This window comes from Pseudomonas alvandae, from assembly GCF_019141525.1.
GTDB lineage: Bacteria > Pseudomonadota > Gammaproteobacteria > Pseudomonadales > Pseudomonadaceae > Aquipseudomonas > Aquipseudomonas alvandae.
Window position 1 is genome coordinate 1793152 of the sequence record NZ_CP077080.1, and the last position, 17039, is coordinate 1810190.

The following is a 17039-nucleotide window of genomic DNA, read 5'->3' on the forward strand; positions in this document are numbered from 1 at the left end:
TGAATCGCCTGGGAGAGGCCCATGAAACTATTGGTTGTCGAAGACGAAGCGCTGTTGCGTCATCACTTGCAAACCCGGCTCACTGACAGCGGCCATGTGGTGCAGGCCGTGGCCAATGCCGAAGAGGCCCTGTATCAGGTCCGCGAGTTCAATCATGACCTGGCGGTGATCGACCTCGGCTTGCCAGGCATCAGCGGCCTGGAGTTGATTCGCCGGCTGCGCTCACAGGACAAGACTTTTCCGATCCTGATCCTCACCGCCCGCGGCAACTGGCAGGACAAGGTCGAAGGCCTTGCCGCCGGGGCGGACGATTATGTGGTCAAGCCGTTCCAGTTCGAAGAGCTGGAGGCCCGGCTCAATGCCTTGCTGCGACGTTCCAGTGGCTTCACCCAGTCGACCATCGTCGCCGGGCCATTGCTGCTGGACCTCAACCGCAAGCAGGCGTCCCTCGGCGAAGAACCACTCGCATTGACGGCTTATGAATATCGCATCCTTGAATACCTGATGCGCCACCACCAGCAGGTGGTCGCCAAGGACCGCTTGATGGAGCAACTGTACCCGGATGACGACGAGCGCGATCCCAATGTCATCGAGGTATTGGTGGGCCGCTTGCGCCGCAAACTGGAAGCCCCGGCCGGCTTCAAGCCGATCGACACCGTGCGGGGCCTGGGTTATCTGTTCAACGAGCGCTGCCAGTGATTCGTTCGCTGCGACTGCGCTTGATGCTGGCCGCCATGACCCTGGCGGCGCTGTTCATGCTGGCCTTGTTGCCGGCGATGCAGGGGGCGTTCAGCCTGGCCCTGCAGGAGTCCATCGAACAACGCCTGGCCTCGGATGTGACCACGCTGATTTCCGCCGCCCGGGTGGAAAATGGTCGATTGAAGATGCCGGCGCAATTGCCGGATGAACGCTTCAACCTCGCCGATGCCCGATTGCTGGGCTACATCTATGATCGCGACGGCAACCTGGTCTGGCGCTCGAAGGCGACCCAGGAAGAACACATCAACTACACGCCGCGTTATGACGGCCAAGGCAACCAGTTCGCGCGTATCCGCGAGGACAACGGCCAGGAATTCTTTGTCTATGACGTCGAGGTCAAGCTGCTCGGCGGCCAGAGCGCGGCGTTCAGTATCGTCACCTTGCAGCCGGTGCGTGATTACGAACTGACCTTGCAAGGGCTGCGGGACAATCTCTACCTTGGTTTTGGTGCGGCCTTGGTGGTGCTGCTGGCGCTGTTGTGGATCGGCCTGACGTGGGGGCTGCGCGCCTTGCGACGCCTGAGCCAGGAACTGGATGAAATCGAAGCGGGTACGCGGGAAAGCCTGAGCACTGCACACCCTCGGGAGCTGTTGCGCCTGACGGGCTCGCTTAACCGGTTGTTGCACAGCGAGCGTGAACAGCGCAGCCGCTATCGCGACTCCCTCGATGACCTGGCCCACAGCCTGAAAACCCCGCTGGCCGTGTTGCAGGGCGTCAGCGAAGACATGGCCCGGCGCCCGCAGGACCGTGGGCAGGCTTGGGTGCTGCAGACCCAGATCGAACGCATGAGCCAGCAGATCGGCTACCAGTTGCAACGGGCCAGCCTGCGCAAAAGCGGGCTGGTGCGCCACCAGGTGCGTCTGCGCCCGGTCCTGCAGAGTCTGTGCGACACCCTCGACAAGGTCTATCGCGACAAGCGTGTCCAGGTCCATTTCGATTTGCCGGAGCACTGCCAGGTGCCGATCGAACAGGGCGCCCTGCTGGAGATGCTTGGCAATTTGCTGGAAAACGCTTATCGGCTGTGCCTGGGTGAAGTGCGGATCAGCGTGCACCAGACCCTCGGCGGTACGGAGTTGAGCGTCGAGGACGATGGCCCAGGCGTACCGCCGGACCAGCGTGCGCGGATTCTCCAGCGAGGCGAACGGTTGGATCGCCAGCATCCGGGGCAGGGGATCGGGCTGGCGGTGGTCAAGGACATCATCGAGAGCTATGGCGCGCGGTTGACCTTGGGGGATTCGGAATTGGGCGGGGCGGCGTTCCGGATTCTGTTTCCGGTGGTTTGACTGGAATATTTCCAGTGTTTTTTACGGGCCCCTGTGGCGAGGGAGCTTGCTCCCGCTCGGTTGCGTAGCGACCGCAAAATCTTGGGGCCGCTTCGCGGCCCAGCGGGAGCAAGCTCCCTCGCCACGGGAATCGGTACATGCAGCAAAGATGCTGGATGCCCCCATCAGTTTTCCAACTCCCGATACGCCCCCGGCGTCACCCCCGTCCACTTCTTGAACGCCCGATGAAACGCCGACGGCTCCGAGAACCCGAGCTGCTCGGCAATCTGCTGCAACGACAGATCCGCCCGGCCCAAATGGTAGATGGCGATATCCCGCCGCAGTTGATCCTTGAGTTCCTGGAAGCTGGTGCCTTCTTCGCGAAGGTGTCGGCGCAGCGTCTGGGAACTGATGTGCAGATGCGCGGCGACGGTGTCCAGGTCGGGCCAACGCGCTGTGTCGCGGCTGAGCAGGCGGCGCAGTTGGCTGCTCAGGCTGTGGCCATCGTCCGGGCGCGAGAGCAGGTCGGCGGGTGAGCGTTCGAGAAAATGCTTGAGCGTTCGCTCGTCCTGGAGCAGCGGCATGTCCAGGTAGCGCCCGTGAAACAACAGGCTGGTCCGTCGAGCCTCGAATACCAGCGGGCAGGGGAACAGCAGGTCGTACTCCGCGCCGTGGGCAGGCTTGGCATAGCTGAAGGTCGCCTGCTCCAGACCGATCCGCTGGCCGATCAGCCAACTGCCGAGGCGATGCCAGATGACCAGCAGGCTTTCTGTCAGGAAATGATCGGGATCGCGCAGCGTCGACTCATCCAGGTTCAACCGTACCCGGTCGCCTTCGGTTTCCAGGGTCAGGCTCGGCGCATCGGGAAACAGGCTGTAAAAGAGCAGGCCGCGTTGCAGGGCTTTGCCCAGGGTCCGACAGTGGATCAACGTGTGACACATCATGGCAAACGTCCCGGGTTTACTCGCGGCCCGGCCAAATCCGAGGAATTCATCCTCCAGATCCGCCCATAGCGCCTGCAACAGCCGGGCGAACTGCTCCGGGGCGATTCGCGCTCGCGGTTCGTCGAGCAGCTCGGGGCTGATGCCCAATTGTTGCAGCAGAGGGAGATAGTCAAACCCGTGCCGGCGCGCGCCGCCCAGGGCTGCGCGGGCGAAGTGGCTGGCGATCGTGCGTTGGCGCATGGCTCAAATCCGTCCGTTAAGCCGGCGATGGTAGCAGGGCATCCGGGCTGGACAAGGCGGATATCCGCCAAATCCAGGAGTGAGAAACGGCGTCTTGGCGGAAATCCGCCATCCTTCGCCGCCTGTTTAACCGGCGACAAATAAACAAAAGCGTTCTGCAACGCGGGTTGTAGGGCATTTCCTCAAAATGGCACGGGCCTTGCGATGCCCTGTGCAGGTCTGCCGCGTGCAGCCGACAAAACAAATCCCTCCAGTGCAGGAGGGTTCGCAATTGAGGTGTCGTGGACAACAGGTGGATGTTGTCACACGGTACTCTTGAGGAAGGTTTGCCATGACGACTCGTCAGCCACTGTACAAATCCCTGTATTTCCAGGTGATCGTAGCCATTGCCATCGGCATTTTGCTCGGTCACTTCTACCCGCAGACCGGCGTTGCCCTCAAGCCGTTCGGTGACGGGTTCATCAAGTTGATCAAAATGGTCATCGCCCCGATCATCTTCTGTACAGTCGTCAGCGGCATCGGCGGCATGCAGAACATGAAGTCGGTCGGCAAGACCGGTGGCTACGCGCTGCTGTACTTCGAAATCGTTTCCACCATTGCCCTGCTGATCGGCCTGGTCGTGGTCAACGTCGTGCAACCGGGCAACGGCATGCACATCGACGTAACGACCCTGGACACCAGCAAGATCGCCGGCTTCATCAATGCCGGTAAAGACCAGAGCATCATTGCCTTCATCCTCAACGTAATCCCGAATACCATCGTCGGCGCGTTCGCCAACGGCGACATCCTGCAAGTGCTGATGTTCTCGGTGCTCTTTGGTTTCGCCCTGCATCGCCTGGGTGCCTATGGCAAACCGGTGCTGGACTTCATCGACCGTTTCGCCCACGTGATGTTCATCATCATCAACATGATTATGAAGCTGGCCCCGATCGGTGCGTTCGGTGCCATGGCCTTCACCATCGGCGCCTACGGTGTCGGTTCGCTGGTGCAACTGGGCCAGCTGATGATCTGCTTCTACATCACTTGCGTGGTGTTCGTGCTGGTGGTGCTGGGCGCCATCTGCCGCGCCCACGGCTTCAGCGTCGTCAAACTGATCCGTTACATCCGTGAAGAACTGCTGATCGTGCTGGGTACCTCTTCTTCGGAATCGGCCCTGCCGCGCATGCTGATCAAGATGGAGCGCCTGGGTGCCAAGAAGTCCGTGGTTGGCCTGGTGATCCCGACTGGCTACTCGTTCAACCTTGACGGTACCTCGATTTACCTGACTATGGCCGCGGTATTCATCGCCCAGGCCACCGACACCCCGATGGACCTGACTCACCAGATCACCCTGCTGCTGGTACTGCTGCTGTCGTCCAAGGGTGCTGCCGGCGTAACCGGTAGCGGCTTCATCGTGCTGGCGGCCACCCTGTCGGCCGTGGGCACCCTGCCAGTGGCCGGCCTGGCGCTGATCCTGGGTATCGACCGCTTCATGTCCGAAGCCCGTGCGCTGACCAACCTGGTGGGCAACGCCGTTGCCACGATCGTGGTCGCCAAGTGGGTCAAAGAGCTGGACGAAGACCAATTGCAGACCGAACTGGCTTCCGGTGGTCGCGGTATCTCCGATGTCCGTGAAGAAGACGACGTGGTTGCAGCGGCTGATACCGCAGTGCCTGTGAAGTGATCTTCGGCCTGTGACGAAAAACCCGCTTCGGCGGGTTTTTTGTTGGACGCTATCTTGAGATGAACATGCTTCTGTGGCGAGGGGATTTATCCCCGCTGGGTTGCGCAGCAGCCCCCTGCGTTTTGTCTGATAAACCGCAGTGTTCTTTAGCTAATGGGGCCGCTTCGCAGCCCAACGGGGCGGTGCGACGTTTCGCTAAATCCCCTCGCCACGGGTTTCTCCATCAGCCATCGAGCACAATTGTCAGCCCAAATGCTTCCCCCGGTAATTGCCCCACCGCCAACCCCTGCCTAGTCTTGGATGCACATTCAAAGCGGAGATCTTCCATGCAGGGGCCACTGGCATCGCTCAAGGTTCTGGATTTCTCGACCCTGCTGCCAGGGCCGTTCGCCTCGCTGTTGCTGGCGGACATGGGCGCCGAGGTGCTGCGCATCGAATCGCCGGACCGTCCGGACCTGCTGCGGATCCTGCCGCCCCACGACCAGGGCGTCTCGGCCAGCCATGCCTACCTCAATCGCAACAAGCGCAGCCTGGCGCTGGACCTCAAGCAGCCGGCGGCGCTGGAGATCATCAAACGGCTATTGGCCGACCATGACATCCTGTTGGAGCAATTTCGCCCCGGCGTGATGGAGCGGTTGGGCCTGGGCTATGAAGCGCTGAAGGCGATCAATCCCCGGCTGATCTACGTGTCGATTACCGGCTACGGCCAGACGGGGCCCTACAAGGACCGCGCCGGCCATGACATCAACTACCTGGCCCTGGCGGGGCTGGCCAGCCACACCGGCCGTGCCGACAGCGGCCCGTTGCCGCTGGGGATCCAGGCGGCAGACATCGCTGGCGGTTCGCTGCATGGGGTGATCGGGCTGTTGGCGGCGGTGATCGCCCGTCAGCAGAGCGGGCAGGGCCAGCACTTGGACGTGAGCATGACCGATTGCGTTTTCAGCCTGAATGCCTTGGCCGGCGCCGGTTACCTGGCTTGTGGCGTGGAGCCGGCGCGGGAAAATCACGTGCTGAACGGCGGCAGTTTTTATGACTACTACCGCACCCGCGATGGCCGGTGGATGTCGGTGGGGAGCCTGGAACCGGCTTTCCTGCAGGCATTGTGCGAAGTGTTGGGGCGACCGGAGCTGGCAGCGCAGGGATTGTCGTCCGAGCCTGGGCAACAACACCTGCTGAAACGGGAGCTGCAGAGCGAATTCGAAAAATACGATTTCACTGAGCTCCAGGCGATGTTCGCCAAGGTCGATGCCTGCGTCGAGCCGGTGCTGGGGCTGGACGAGGCGCTTGAGCATCCTCAGTTGAAAGCTCGGGACCTGGTCACCCAAGTGCCCCGTGGTGATGGCTCGAGACAGCCGCAGATCGCCTGTCCGTTGAAGTTTTCCGAAGGGCTGCCCGAGCCGCGGCATATCGGCGCGAGGCTGGGGGAGCATACGGACCAGGTATTGGGGGCGTTGGGGTTCAGTGCGGAGCGGATCAATCAATTGCGCAGTGACAGGGTGGTTGTGTAGCGACCGTCAGGGCCCTATCGCGAGCAAGCTCGCTCCCACAGGGGATTAATGTCGTTCACGGATCCAGTGTGGGAGCGAGCTTGCTCGCGATGAGGCCAGTCCAAACACTACAAAAAGCACTATTCGACCCGCGTCTCCCCACTGAACACCAAGGTATTGCGACAACTGCGGCATAAATACCGCCGCCCCTGACGCACCAGGCGATGGCGCTGGGCCGTGAACGGGAAATCGCTGCCGTCGCACGGGCATTTATAAATGTAGCGGGTCGCGGTGCGGCGTTTGATCTCGTAGGTGTGGCAACGGTTGGGTGGCAGTTCGTAGACTCCACGCATGATCAGTTGCCATTCCTCGCCATGGGCCTGGATACGGTCGCCAAACAACTGATGGGCAATCAGGTGCGCCACCTCGTGGGCCACCGTCTGCTTGAGGAAGTCTTCGGCGTTTTCCTGGTACAGCTGCGGGTTGAAGCGCAGCAGGTTTTCATGCAAATGCGCGACGCCGGCTTTCTGGCCGCGCAACTTGAGGCTGACCACCGGGCGTTTGAAAGGACGTTTGAAAAAGGATTCGGCTTGTTGGTAACACTCTTCGACGCGGGTATTGAGTTGCTCGAGCATGCTTTACGGGTCTCCAGAAAGGCGAGTATGCCGCAAGCGCTGGCCGTTGCGAATCGCCCAGGTGCCCAATGGTCGTCCCGGCAGATCCAGAGACAGAGGAAGGCCGCCTTGCGGCGGCCTGTGGTGGCAGATCGTTTTTTGTTGGAGAGCCTCAATCCTTCAATTGGTATAGACCGGACCAACGCCCAGCCCCCAGACAATCACCGTGAACGCCATGATAGCCACCAGCACCACCAGGCCGACGGCAAGCACCGAGCTGGAAAACAGGAAGCCTTCGTCCTGGGGAATGTTCATGAACGTCGGCAGGCCCACGTACAACAGGTAGACCGTGTAGCAGATCGCCGCAGTGCCGACGATCATCCCCAGCCACATGTGTGGATAGAGCGCCGCCAGGCCACCAATGAACAATGGAGTCGCGGTATAGGTGGCAAACGCGACACACCGGGCCAGGCTCGGACTGGCGTCATAGGTGCGGGCCATCCAGTGAATGAACGCACCCATCACCGCCACGCCGCCCAACATGGCCAGGTAGGACATGATGGTCATCCACAGCGCGCTCTCCTGGGTGAGCATGACCGGTGGGCGATTGCCGATGACCCATCCCACCTGCGTGGTACCGATGAACGCCGACACCGCCGGGATGGCCGCCAGGATCAGCGTGTGGGTGAGGTACATGTGGCTGATGCTTTCCTCCTGATCGCCACGGATTTCTTTCCATTCTTGATCAGGGTGGGTAAAGAGCCCCACGACATGATGGATCATAGTCAGTCACTCCTTTGTTATTGCCATCGCCCCCCAACGGAGCGCCTACGGGCCAAGTGGCCGGGTAAGTTAAGGTCTGTAAGTGTGTGCGACCTTATGCCGCAGTATAGAAAGGAGTGGCGGCGAGGGGGATGGGGGGCTTAGAGCAAATCGCGCTGTAGCCGGGAGCGCTAATCGCCGTTAGGTCTGTGCGCGAGGTTTCTGGCGCGCCGGATTTTACTGTGGCGAGGGGATTTATCCCCGCTGGGCTGCGCAGCGGCCCCAATTATTCCCATACCACCGCGCAGTGTCAGGCTAAACGCAGGGGGTGCTGCGCAACCCGACGGGGATAAATCCCCTCGCCACAAAAGTGCCTGTCATCAGCCTTCGCCGACGGCGGATTTTTTGCGTAAAATGCCGGCCTTTCGTCACACCTCACGGATTTCGCGTCATGGGCACTCTTACGGTCAACCAGAACAAACTGCAAAAGCGCCTGCGCCGCCTGGCCGGTGAGGCGGTCGCCGACTACAACATGATCGAGGACGGCGACAAGGTCATGGTCTGCCTGTCCGGCGGCAAGGACAGCTACACCTTGCTCGACGTGCTGATGCATCTGCAGAAGGTTGCACCGATCAAGTTCGACATCGTCGCGGTGAACATGGACCAGAAGCAGCCCGGGTTCCCCGAGCATGTGCTGCCGGCCTACCTCGAGTCGTTGGGCGTTGAGTACCACATCGTCGAGAAAGACACCTATTCGGTGGTCAAGGAACTGATTCCCGAGGGCAAGACCACCTGCTCGCTGTGCTCACGCCTGCGCCGCGGGACGCTCTATACCTTCGCCGACGAGATTGGCGCGACCAAGATGGCCCTGGGTCATCACCGCGACGATATCGTCGAGACGTTCTTCCTGAACATGTTCTACAACGGCTCGCTCAAGGCCATGCCACCCAAGCTGCGTGCCGACGACGGGCGCAACGTGGTGATTCGCCCGTTGGCCTATTGCAACGAGAAGGACATCCAGGCCTATTCGGATTTCAAGCAGTTCCCGATCATCCCCTGCAACCTGTGCGGCTCCCAGGAAAACCTGCAGCGCCAAGTGGTCAAGGAGATGCTCCAGGAATGGGAACGCAAGACTCCGGGGCGTACCGAGAGCATTTTTCGCGGCTTGCAGAACGTCATTCCGTCGCAACTGGCGGATCGCAACCTGTTCGATTTTACCAACCTGCGCATCGATGAAAACGCCACGCCGCGGTTCGTCAATGTGGTGAATCTCTGACGGTTGCAGCGACATTTTCTTGCGGCGCTTGCGAGCGCCGTTTTCGTTTCCGACCCCAGGAGAGGGCATGCGCGATTACAAGTGGCTGCACGAGTATTGTCTGAACCGCTTCGGTTCGGCGGCTGAACTGGAAGCCCACCTGCCTGTACCCAAGACCCCGGCGCAACTGCGCAAGATCAGCGACGACCGCTACCTCTCGACCATGGCGCTGCGAGTATTCCGTGCCGGGCTCAAGCACAGCCTGGTGGACGCCAAGTGGCCGGCGTTCGAAGAAGTGTTCTTCAAGTTCGACCCGGAAAAAGTCGTGCTGATGAGTGCCGAGCACCTGGAGCGGCTGATGCAGGATGCGCGGATCATCCGCCACCTGGGCAAGCTCAAGAGCGTACCGCGCAATGCGCAATTGATATTGGACGTGGCCCATGAAAAAGGCAGTTTCGGCGCGCTGGTCGCCGACTGGCCGGTGACCGAGATCGTCGGCCTGTGGACTTATCTGAAAAAACACGGCCATCAACTGGGCGGCCTGTCGGCACCCCGCTTCCTGCGGATGATGGGCAAGGACACGTTCGTGCCCAGTTACGACGTGGTCGCGGCGCTCAATGCCCAGGACATCATCGACAAAGTCCCCACCAGCCTGCGGGACCTGGCGACGGTGCAGAATGCCTTCAACCAGTGGCATGAAGAGAGCGGCGGGCGGCCGATGTCGCAGATATCGATGATGCTGGCTTATACCGTCAATCATTGAGACCGCGTCGCGCCCTTCGCGAGCAAGCCCGCTCCCACAGGGGATTTCAGCGTTCAAAAATCCAGTGTGGGAGCGAACTTGCTCGCGATAGCGGTGTATCAGGCGACGGAGGGCTCGCCTTCGCCAGCCAGCCGCCGATTCAACTGAAACCGCCAGCGCACATACAGCAATGCCGAGCAGAACACCGCCACGCTCGCCGCCATTTCCAGCACGCCGAACCACTGCCGGTTCGGGTCGTACGCGGCCAATGCGCCCTTGATGAAATACAGGTTCACCACGAAACACATCCAGGAATGCCCGCGGGCGCTGCCGATGAGCATGCCCGGCGCGAGGATCAACAGCGGCACCAGCTCGATCAGCAGGATCACCCAAGGGCGCGCGCCGTGCAGGTCGGCGATCAGCAAGTAATACGCACTGAGCAACCCCACCAAACCGAAAAAGCACAGCAGGCTGAGGGCGCGGGCGATGCGTACGCGCGGTTCCAGCCAGTGGACCGGTGGGAGGATCTTGGGCTTCTTAGCCACGGCCGTTCTCCAGCAATAGAGCGGTTTTCGCCAGGCGCAGGCCCAAGGCTCGGCACAGCTCGACTTCATGCGCGTTCAAGCCGCTTTTACCGTCGGCGCCGGCGTGATGGCTCGGGCCGTAGGGCGTACCGCCACCCTGGGTATCGATCAGGGCCGATTCGCTGTAGGGCAGGCCGGTGATCAGCATGCCGTGGTGCAGCAGGGGCAGCATCATCGACAACAGCGTGGTTTCCTGGCCGCCATGCAGGCTGGCGGTGGAGGTGAACACGCCGGCTGGCTTGCCCACGAGGGCGCCGGTCAGCCAGAGGTTGCTGGTGCCGTCGAGGAAATATTTGAGCGGCGCGGCCATGTTGCCGAAACGGGTCGGGCTGCCCAGGGCCAGGCCGGCGCAGTTCTTCAGGTCATCGAGCGTGGCGTAGAGCGGGCCCTGTTCCGGGATATCCGGCGACACCGCTTCGCATTCCGTGGAAATCGCCGGCACCGTGCGCAACCTGGCTTCCAGCCCGGCCTGCTCGACGCCCCGGGCGATTTGCCGGGCCATTTCGTTGGTGGAGCCGCTGCGGCTGTAATACAGGACCAGGATGTACGGCGTGGTCACGGCAGGATCTCCAGGATCTTTTCCGGCGGACGGCCGATAATGGCTTTTTCCCCGGCTTCGAGGATCGGCCGTTCCATGAGTTTCGGGTGGGCGACGATGGCGGCGATCAGATCGTCCTCGGCCAGGTTTTCGTCGGCCAGGTTCAGGGTCTTGTACTCGTCCTCGCCCGTGCGCAGCAACTGCCGCGCGCCGATGCCGAGCTTGCCCAGCAGGCGCTTGAGCTGCGCGGCGTCCAGCGGGGTTTCCAGATAGCGGACGACGGTGGGCGCCAGGCCGCGGGCTTCCAACAGTTCCAGCGCACCGCGGGATTTCGAGCAGCGCGGGTTGTGATAAAGCGTCAGATCAGTCATGAGCGGGTCGCATCTTGCGTAAGGTGGCGGCTATTCTACTGTGCAGCGAGGCGCCTAGCACCTGATGGGCGGCCAGCGTTCACATTTCAGGCAAGGATTGGCACATGACAAGGCGATTGGCGGCGGCAATGACATTCATCGGCATTTTATTGCTCGCCGGCTGTGGAAACGATTACGGCGTGGATCAGCACGGCCAGCCCATTGCTTCGCAACGGTTGGACAAACAATGGGTGGTGCTCAATTACTGGGCCGAGTGGTGCGCGCCATGCCGCACTGAAATTCCGGAATTCAATGCCTTGGCCGAACAGCTCAAGGGACGGAACGTGGGGGTGTTCGGCGTCAACTTCGATCAGGTACAGGGCGAGGAACTCAAGAGTGCCAGCGACAAGATGGGCATTCATTTCACCGTGCTGGCCCGTGACCCGGCCGAGATCTTCGACCTTCCACGCAGCGAAGGACTGCCGGTGACCTACATCATCGATAACCAAGGTAAGGTGCGTGAGCAGTTGCTGGGCGAGCAGACGGCGGCGGCGGTGATGGCGAAGCTGGAGGCGTTGCAGGCGCTGAAATAATGGGGCTTTTGTGGCGAGGGAGCTTGCTCCCGCTGGGCCGCGAAGCGGCCCCCTTGGATCTGCCACTGCGGTGTGTTAGGTAGAAAGCAGGGGCCTGCTACGCCCGACGCGTCGGACCGGTCCAGCGGGAGCAAGCTCCCTCGCCACACAGTTAACCCGAACAGCTGTTCTCAGCCTTCTTCCAACCACCAACGCAGCGGCTTGCCCTGGGCGGGCCAGAAACGCATCTGTTCGATGGGCGAAACGTCCCAGCGCTCTACCTTCTCCAGCGCCTGCAAGAAACGCGTCTCCTGCTCCATCACTGCCGGGGCGCAGAGTTTGCGGGTACTGCCAACCTTGCCGAAACTCAACCGATGGCCTTCCAGGGTATACGGCGCAAACCAATGGTTGCAGCCGGCATTGCCATAGGCCCGGCCATCATCGCCCAGGGTGATGGTCAGGTGGCTGTAATCCATCAATGGTCGCTCACCAATCCATTCAAGGATGTAGCTGCGGTTTTGTTGCAGTTGCACCGGCTCGCCGGCACAACCCAGCAGGCCGGCGCCGATCAGCGCGGCCAGGACCAGGCGTTTCATCAAGCGGCTTCCTGGCATTGAGGGCACAGGTGTTTTTCGCCGACCGTCGTCCAGCCCAACTCGGCGATGCGCGCAGTGGCGGCTGGCTTCTGGGCCTTGGTGCCAAGCTTGGCATCGACGGCGAATTCGAAGCTCAGCTCCTTGGCGCAGCGGTCGCAATTGACCTGCCAGGTGTGGATCGCCAGTTCGCCGAACACCGGGCCGGTGGTCATGGCGGTCCATTGGCCCATCGGCTTGAGCAGATGGCGAACGGTGTCCACGGTCAGTCGCATGGACAAATCCTTGCTGCCCTTGAGGGTGACGAGCAATACATCGTTGGCCTGGATCGAACCGCCGTTGCCGGTGACCTGATAACGACCCGGCGCCAGCGCGCGGACCTCGGTCAAGGTGTGCTGTGGGTTCATCAGGGTGTAGCGGAAATCGTGTTCGGCCATGGGTCCTCCAAATAGGCGCGACATGCTAGCACGGGGCATGGCTTGGAATGATCCAGATGGAAGGCAGGCCGACGAAACTCCATGCATCCCCTGTGGAGCGAGCCTGCTCGCGAAAGCGGTCTATCCATCAGTAATGATGTCAGCTGACACACCGCATTCGCGAGCAGGCTCGCCCCCACAGGAGGGGTTAGTTGATCACCAGGTTCTGCGGCGCGCCGGCGGCCCAGGCCGCGATATTGTCCAAGGTAGTGGTGGCGATCGCCGCCAAGGCTTCCCGAGTCAGGAATGCCTGGTGGGCGGTCACGACGACATTGGGAAAGGTCAGCAGTCGTGCGAGAACGTCGTCCTGCAATGGCAGGCCGGAGCGGTCCTCGAAGAAGAGTTGGGCTTCTTCCTCATAGACATCGAGTCCCAGATACCCCAACTGGCCGCTTTTCAACGCTTCGATCAGTGCCGGTGTGTCCACCAGGCCGCCGCGACCGGTGTTGATCAGCATCGCGCCGCGTTGCATGGTTTCCAGGGAACGGGCGTTGATCAGGTGTCGGCTCTGTTCGTTGAGCGGGCAATGCAGGCTGATGATCTGCGCTTGCGCCAGCAGATCGGCGAGCGGCACATAACGGGCGCCCAGGGCTTCGACCTGGGGATTGGGATAAGGGTCGTACGCCAGCAACTGGCAGCCGAAGCCGGCCATGATCCGGGCGAAGGTCGCGCCGATCTGGCCGGTACCGATCACGCCCACCGTCTTGCCCACCAGGTCGAAGCCGGTCAGCCCGTTGAGGCTGAAGTTGCCATCCCGGGTGCGGTTGCAGGCCCGGTGCAGGCATCGGTTGAGCATCATGATCAACGCCACCGCATGTTCGGCCACGGCATGGGGCGAATAGGCCGGCACCCGGACGATGCTCAATCCCAGGCGTTTGGCGGCGAGCAGGTCGACATGGTTGTAGCCAGCCGAACGCAAGGCGATCAGCCGCGTGCCGCCTTCAGCCAGTCGTTCGAGCACCGGGGCGCTGAGATCGTCGTTGATGAAGGCGCACACCACCTCGTGCCGTTCGGCCAGGGCCACGGTGTCGAGGTTCAGGCGTGCAGGTTGAAACTGCAGTTCCAGGTTGGCAGGTACGGGCGCGTTGCTGAAACTGTCACGGTCGTAGGTCTGGCTGCTGAAAAGAATGGCGCGCATGACGGCTTCCTGGCAAAAAGAAAAGCCTGTAGGAACTGCGTAGGAGCTCCTACAGTCCGGGGGCGGAGCGGGGATTTTCAGTGATTCCGATTTCCAGGGTATTGCCCTGGATCAGGCACTGATACGCGCCTCGCTGGCCAGGCGATCGATGGCGCGCTCCAAGTCCTCAAGGGCCGCCGCCGCTTTGGGATCCTGCTGCTTGAGCAGGGTTTCGCTGCGCTGGCAGGCCGCGCGCAATTGCGGTACGCCGCAATAACGCGTGGCACCGTGCAGGCGGTGGACCCGTTCGATCAGGGCGTTGTGATCGTTGGCTTCGCTGGCCTGGCGAATGGCTTCGCGGTCGGCTTCCAGGGAGGCCAGCAGCATTGCCAGCATGTCCGCTGCCAGATCGGCCTTGCCCGCGGCCAGGCGCAAGCCTTCTTCGTGATCGAGCACCAGCAGCTCTCCGCTGCCATGGCCGTCCCAGCCTCGGTCCGGCACTTGGTTGCGCAAGGCCAGGCCGGTCCATTTGAGCACGACCTGGGCCAGTTGCCGCTCGCTGATGGGCTTGGTCAGGTAGTCATCCATGCCGCTTTGCAGCAAGGCGCGTTTCTCGTTGGCCATGGCGTGGGCGGTGAGGGCGACGATCGGCAGCGGCGAGCAGTGTCGCTCGCTTTCCCACTGGCGAATCGTCTCGGTGCTCTGGCGACCGTCCATGCCGGGCATCTGCACGTCCATCAAGACCAGGTCGAAGGTTTCCTTCTGCACGGCCTTGACCGCTGCGTAACCACTTTCAACCGCAAGCACCCTGGCGCCCATGTCCTCGAGCAAGGTCTGCACCAGCAGCAGGTTGGCCGGGTTGTCGTCCACGCACAGCACTTTGGGGGCACGGCTGGGCGCCGGTTCGTTGGGTTCGTTGCGCAATGGGCGCGGATTGACCAGGTCGGACAGCGAGCGGCGCAACTTGCGGGTGCAGGCGGGCTTGGCCTGGAGCTGGCTGTGGGGGTTGGGAACAGAGAGGTGATACAGCGTCTGCTCGGTGGTCGGGCAAAGCACGAGGACTTTGCAGCCCAGGTGTTCCAGGTCCCAGATGTGCTGGTTGAGGCGTTCCGGCGGCATGTCGTTGCTGGTGATACCGAGCACGGCCAGGTCGATGGCCTGGTCGGTCTGGTGGGCGACGGTGACACCGTTGGTCAGGTTTTCCAGCGAATTGAACGGCGTGACCTGCAGGCCGCAATCTTCCAGCTGGTGCTGCAAGGCCTGGCGGGCCAGCTCATGATTTTCCAGGACGGCGACGCGTCGACCCAGCAGCGGTGGGCCGGGCAAGTCCTCGGCGTCGTCCCGGGTCCTGGGCAGGCGCAGGCTGATCCAGAACTCCGAACCTTCGCCGGGCGTACTGTCCACGCCGATCTCGCCGCCCATCTGTTCCACCAGCCGCTTGGAAATCACCAGGCCCAGCCCGGTGCCGCCAGGTTGCCGGGACAGCGAGTTATCGGCCTGGCTGAAGGCCTGGAACAGCGCCCGGACGTCCTGGGCGGAGAGACCGATGCCCGTGTCCTGGATGCTGATGCGCAATTGCACGCTGTCTTCATGCTCGTCTTCGAGCATGGCGCGGGCGACGATGGTGCCTTCGCGGGTGAACTTGATCGCGTTGCTCACCAGGTTGGTGAGGATCTGCTTGAGGCGCAGCGGGTCGCCCACCAGCGACAAAGGCGTGTCGCGGTAGACCAGGCTCACCAATTCCAGCTGCTTGGCATGGGCGGCGGGGGCGAGGATGGTCAGGGTGTCCTGCAACAGGTCCCGCAGGTTGAACGGGATGTTGTCGAGTACCAGCTTGCCGGCTTCGATCTTCGAAAAATCGAGGATCTCGTTGATGATCCCGAGCAGGCTATCGGCGGATTTTTCGATGGTGCCCAAGTAGTCGAGCTGGCGCGGAGTCAGCTCGCTTTTCTGCAATAAATGGGTGAAACCCAGGATGCCGTTCAGCGGCGTGCGGATTTCATGGCTCATGTTTGCCAGGAATTCGGATTTGATCCGGCTTGCCTCCAGGGCTTCCTTGCGCGCCAGGTCCAGCTCGATGTTCTGGATCTCGATGGTTTCCAGGTTCTGGCGCACGTCTTCAGTGGCCTGGTCAATGCTGTGCTGCAATTCTTCCTGGGCATTCTGCAACGTGCCCGCCATGCGATTGATGCCCGACGCCAACTCATCCAATTCCTGGCTGCCCAGCGGCGGCAGGCGGGTTTCCAGGTGGCCATCCTTGAGCTGCGCCACGGCCTGCTTGATCTGGCTCAGCGGGCGATTGATGGTGCGACCCATGCGCAAGGCCAGCAGCCCGGTGCATCCCAGGCCGGCGGCGATCAGCAACAGGCTGGCGAACAGGCTGCGATAACCGCGCAGCAACATGCCACTGTGGGACAACTCCAGCTCGACCCAGCCCAGCAGGCGGTCGGCTTCCTCGGGAATCAGTTCACCCGCCAGGTTGCGGTGCTTGCCGAACACCGGCAGCAAGTAACGCGTCGCGTCGTTACCGGTGCGTTGCAGCAACTGCGTACTGTTGCCGTCGGGCGCGCGGTTGAGCATGGTCGGGCCGGCATGGGCCAGGGGCGAGCGGTCGGGGGCGAGGAAGGTCACGGCGCGTACGTCCGCTTGTTCGAGGGACTGGGTGGCGATGCGCTCCAGCAGATCGGTGTCGTGCTGGCTCATCGCCGGCGCAACCAGCGGGGCCAGCTGTTCGGCGATCATCTCGCCCCGTTGCAGCAACTGGGCGTGCAGGTCCGACTGCTGCATCCAGGTGAAATAGCCGCCCAGAACCAGCGCCATCAGGCTGGTCGGCAACAGGGTCAGCAACAGGACGCGGCCTTTGATTCCCAGTTTCTTGAGCACACTTGTCTCCTGCATCCAGCGGTCTGATTGAGCTTTGCGCGCATCCGGCACGCAATACCTGCGCAGTGTAGCGATTTGCGGGCAGGTGATCTTCGTAAAAATTCACGGACGCCGGGTTCGTGATCCATGGGCACCGCAACCAAGGGAAGTCGGGTGTGGGGGGCTGGGTATGCGCTCGCTTATTCCCATAAGCCATAA

Annotated in this window: 17 protein-coding genes; 7 read left to right on the forward strand and 10 right to left on the reverse strand. The window is 61.9% G+C overall.

What is annotated here, in order from left to right:
- Positions 1–21: 21 nt before the first annotated feature.
- Together KSS97_RS07890 and KSS97_RS07895 are read left to right on the forward strand one after the other, a co-directional pair.
- The gene (locus KSS97_RS07890; RefSeq protein WP_013694070.1) at positions 22–699 is read left to right on the forward strand and encodes a response regulator; all 678 of its coding nucleotides are present in this window, start codon (positions 22–24) and stop codon (positions 697–699) included.
- Complete coding sequence (locus tag KSS97_RS07895; protein ID WP_217861418.1) at positions 696–2042, forward strand: ATP-binding protein; 1347 nt, start codon at positions 696–698, stop codon at positions 2040–2042. The genes KSS97_RS07890 and KSS97_RS07895 overlap by 4 nt, the downstream gene beginning before the upstream one ends.
- 164 nt (positions 2043–2206) lie before the next feature.
- Here KSS97_RS07895 and KSS97_RS07900 read toward each other — a convergent pair whose 3' ends face one another.
- Positions 2207–3205 (reverse strand): AraC family transcriptional regulator, encoded by a 999-nt coding sequence (locus KSS97_RS07900; RefSeq protein ID WP_198798081.1) that lies wholly within the window; start codon positions 3203–3205, stop codon positions 2207–2209.
- Between the two features lie 331 nt (positions 3206–3536).
- On the opposite strand from KSS97_RS07900, the gene KSS97_RS07905 reads away from it, so the two are divergent.
- Both KSS97_RS07905 and KSS97_RS07910 read left to right on the forward strand, forming a co-directional pair.
- Positions 3537–4868, forward strand: coding sequence for a dicarboxylate/amino acid:cation symporter (locus KSS97_RS07905; RefSeq protein ID WP_217861419.1), 1332 nt, complete (start codon positions 3537–3539; stop codon positions 4866–4868).
- 326 nt (positions 4869–5194) lie between these two features.
- The gene (locus KSS97_RS07910; RefSeq protein ID WP_217861420.1) at positions 5195–6376 is read left to right on the forward strand and encodes a CaiB/BaiF CoA transferase family protein; all 1182 of its coding nucleotides are present in this window, start codon (positions 5195–5197) and stop codon (positions 6374–6376) included.
- 119 nt (positions 6377–6495) lie between these two features.
- Here the strand turns inward: KSS97_RS07910 and KSS97_RS07915 are convergent, their stop codons facing one another.
- Both KSS97_RS07915 and KSS97_RS07920 read right to left on the reverse strand, forming a co-directional pair.
- Positions 6496–6990 (reverse strand): SprT family zinc-dependent metalloprotease, encoded by a 495-nt coding sequence (locus tag KSS97_RS07915; RefSeq protein ID WP_030142420.1) that lies wholly within the window; start codon positions 6988–6990, stop codon positions 6496–6498.
- A 159-nt stretch (positions 6991–7149) separates the two neighbouring features.
- Positions 7150–7752: a Yip1 family protein gene (locus tag KSS97_RS07920; protein ID WP_030142419.1), complete on the reverse strand. Its 603-nt coding sequence runs from the start codon at positions 7750–7752 to the stop codon at positions 7150–7152.
- Between the two features lie 430 nt (positions 7753–8182).
- Here KSS97_RS07920 and ttcA point away from each other — a divergent pair, with 430 nt between their 5' ends.
- The gene (gene ttcA, locus KSS97_RS07925) at positions 8183–9007 is read left to right on the forward strand and encodes a tRNA 2-thiocytidine(32) synthetase TtcA (protein WP_030142418.1); all 825 of its coding nucleotides are present in this window, start codon (positions 8183–8185) and stop codon (positions 9005–9007) included.
- Positions 9008–9074: 67 nt separating this feature from the next.
- The gene (locus KSS97_RS07930) at positions 9075–9749 is read left to right on the forward strand and encodes a DNA-3-methyladenine glycosylase I (protein WP_217861421.1); all 675 of its coding nucleotides are present in this window, start codon (positions 9075–9077) and stop codon (positions 9747–9749) included.
- A 98-nt stretch (positions 9750–9847) separates the two neighbouring features.
- On the opposite strand, the gene KSS97_RS07935 is transcribed toward KSS97_RS07930, so the two are convergent.
- Genes KSS97_RS07935 through arsC form a run of 3 tightly spaced genes read right to left on the reverse strand, consistent with a single transcriptional unit; the run spans position 9848 to position 11221 of the window.
- A complete protein-coding gene (locus KSS97_RS07935) occupies positions 9848–10273 on the reverse strand; it encodes a DUF2069 domain-containing protein (RefSeq protein ID WP_217861422.1) in 426 nt (141 codons plus the stop codon).
- Positions 10266–10871: an NAD(P)H:quinone oxidoreductase gene (wrbA, locus tag KSS97_RS07940; RefSeq protein WP_181288516.1), complete on the reverse strand. Its 606-nt coding sequence runs from the start codon at positions 10869–10871 to the stop codon at positions 10266–10268. The genes KSS97_RS07935 and wrbA overlap by 8 nt, the downstream gene beginning before the upstream one ends.
- Positions 10868–11221: an arsenate reductase (glutaredoxin) gene (gene arsC / locus KSS97_RS07945; protein WP_198798077.1), complete on the reverse strand. Its 354-nt coding sequence runs from the start codon at positions 11219–11221 to the stop codon at positions 10868–10870. Before arsC ends, wrbA begins: the two co-directional genes overlap by 4 nt.
- Positions 11222–11325: 104 nt before the next feature.
- Here arsC and KSS97_RS07950 point away from each other — a divergent pair, with 104 nt between their 5' ends.
- Positions 11326–11793 carry a TlpA disulfide reductase family protein gene (locus KSS97_RS07950; RefSeq protein ID WP_198798076.1) on the forward strand — a complete coding sequence of 156 codons (468 nt, stop codon included), beginning with the start codon at positions 11326–11328 and terminating at the stop codon, positions 11791–11793.
- 170 nt (positions 11794–11963) lie between these two features.
- Here the strand turns inward: KSS97_RS07950 and KSS97_RS07955 are convergent, their stop codons facing one another.
- The 4 genes from KSS97_RS07955 to KSS97_RS07970 form a co-directional block, all read right to left on the reverse strand.
- Positions 11964–12368: an META domain-containing protein gene (locus KSS97_RS07955; RefSeq protein ID WP_198798075.1), complete on the reverse strand. Its 405-nt coding sequence runs from the start codon at positions 12366–12368 to the stop codon at positions 11964–11966.
- Entirely contained in the window at positions 12368–12802 is a 435-nt protein-coding gene (locus KSS97_RS07960) for a hypothetical protein (protein WP_030142411.1), read from the reverse strand. The genes KSS97_RS07955 and KSS97_RS07960 overlap by 1 nt, the downstream gene beginning before the upstream one ends.
- A gap of 187 nt (positions 12803–12989) precedes the next feature.
- Entirely contained in the window at positions 12990–13979 is a 990-nt protein-coding gene (locus KSS97_RS07965; RefSeq protein WP_217861423.1) for a 2-hydroxyacid dehydrogenase, read from the reverse strand.
- 111 nt (positions 13980–14090) lie between these two features.
- Positions 14091–16841: a response regulator gene (locus KSS97_RS07970; RefSeq protein ID WP_198798073.1), complete on the reverse strand. Its 2751-nt coding sequence runs from the start codon at positions 16839–16841 to the stop codon at positions 14091–14093.
- Positions 16842–17039 lie beyond the last annotated feature (198 nt).

Coding starts and splice junctions, on each gene's coding strand:
- KSS97_RS07890 (WP_013694070.1), top strand. CDS start 22: ATGAAACTATTGGTTGTCGAAGACGAAGCGCTGTTGCGTCATCACTTG.
- KSS97_RS07900 (WP_198798081.1), bottom strand. CDS start 3,205: ATGCGCCAACGCACGATCGCCAGCCACTTCGCCCGCGCAGCCCTGGGC.
- KSS97_RS07905 (WP_217861419.1), top strand. CDS start 3,537: ATGACGACTCGTCAGCCACTGTACAAATCCCTGTATTTCCAGGTGATC.
- KSS97_RS07910 (WP_217861420.1), top strand. CDS start 5,195: ATGCAGGGGCCACTGGCATCGCTCAAGGTTCTGGATTTCTCGACCCTG.
- KSS97_RS07915 (WP_030142420.1), bottom strand. CDS start 6,990: ATGCTCGAGCAACTCAATACCCGCGTCGAAGAGTGTTACCAACAAGCC.
- KSS97_RS07920 (WP_030142419.1), bottom strand. CDS start 7,752: ATGATCCATCATGTCGTGGGGCTCTTTACCCACCCTGATCAAGAATGG.
- ttcA (WP_030142418.1), top strand. CDS start 8,183: ATGGGCACTCTTACGGTCAACCAGAACAAACTGCAAAAGCGCCTGCGC.
- KSS97_RS07930 (WP_217861421.1), top strand. CDS start 9,075: ATGCGCGATTACAAGTGGCTGCACGAGTATTGTCTGAACCGCTTCGGT.
- arsC (WP_198798077.1), bottom strand. CDS start 11,221: ATGACTGATCTGACGCTTTATCACAACCCGCGCTGCTCGAAATCCCGC.
- KSS97_RS07950 (WP_198798076.1), top strand. CDS start 11,326: ATGACAAGGCGATTGGCGGCGGCAATGACATTCATCGGCATTTTATTG.
- KSS97_RS07955 (WP_198798075.1), bottom strand. CDS start 12,368: ATGAAACGCCTGGTCCTGGCCGCGCTGATCGGCGCCGGCCTGCTGGGT.
- KSS97_RS07960 (WP_030142411.1), bottom strand. CDS start 12,802: ATGGCCGAACACGATTTCCGCTACACCCTGATGAACCCACAGCACACC.
- KSS97_RS07965 (WP_217861423.1), bottom strand. CDS start 13,979: ATGCGCGCCATTCTTTTCAGCAGCCAGACCTACGACCGTGACAGTTTC.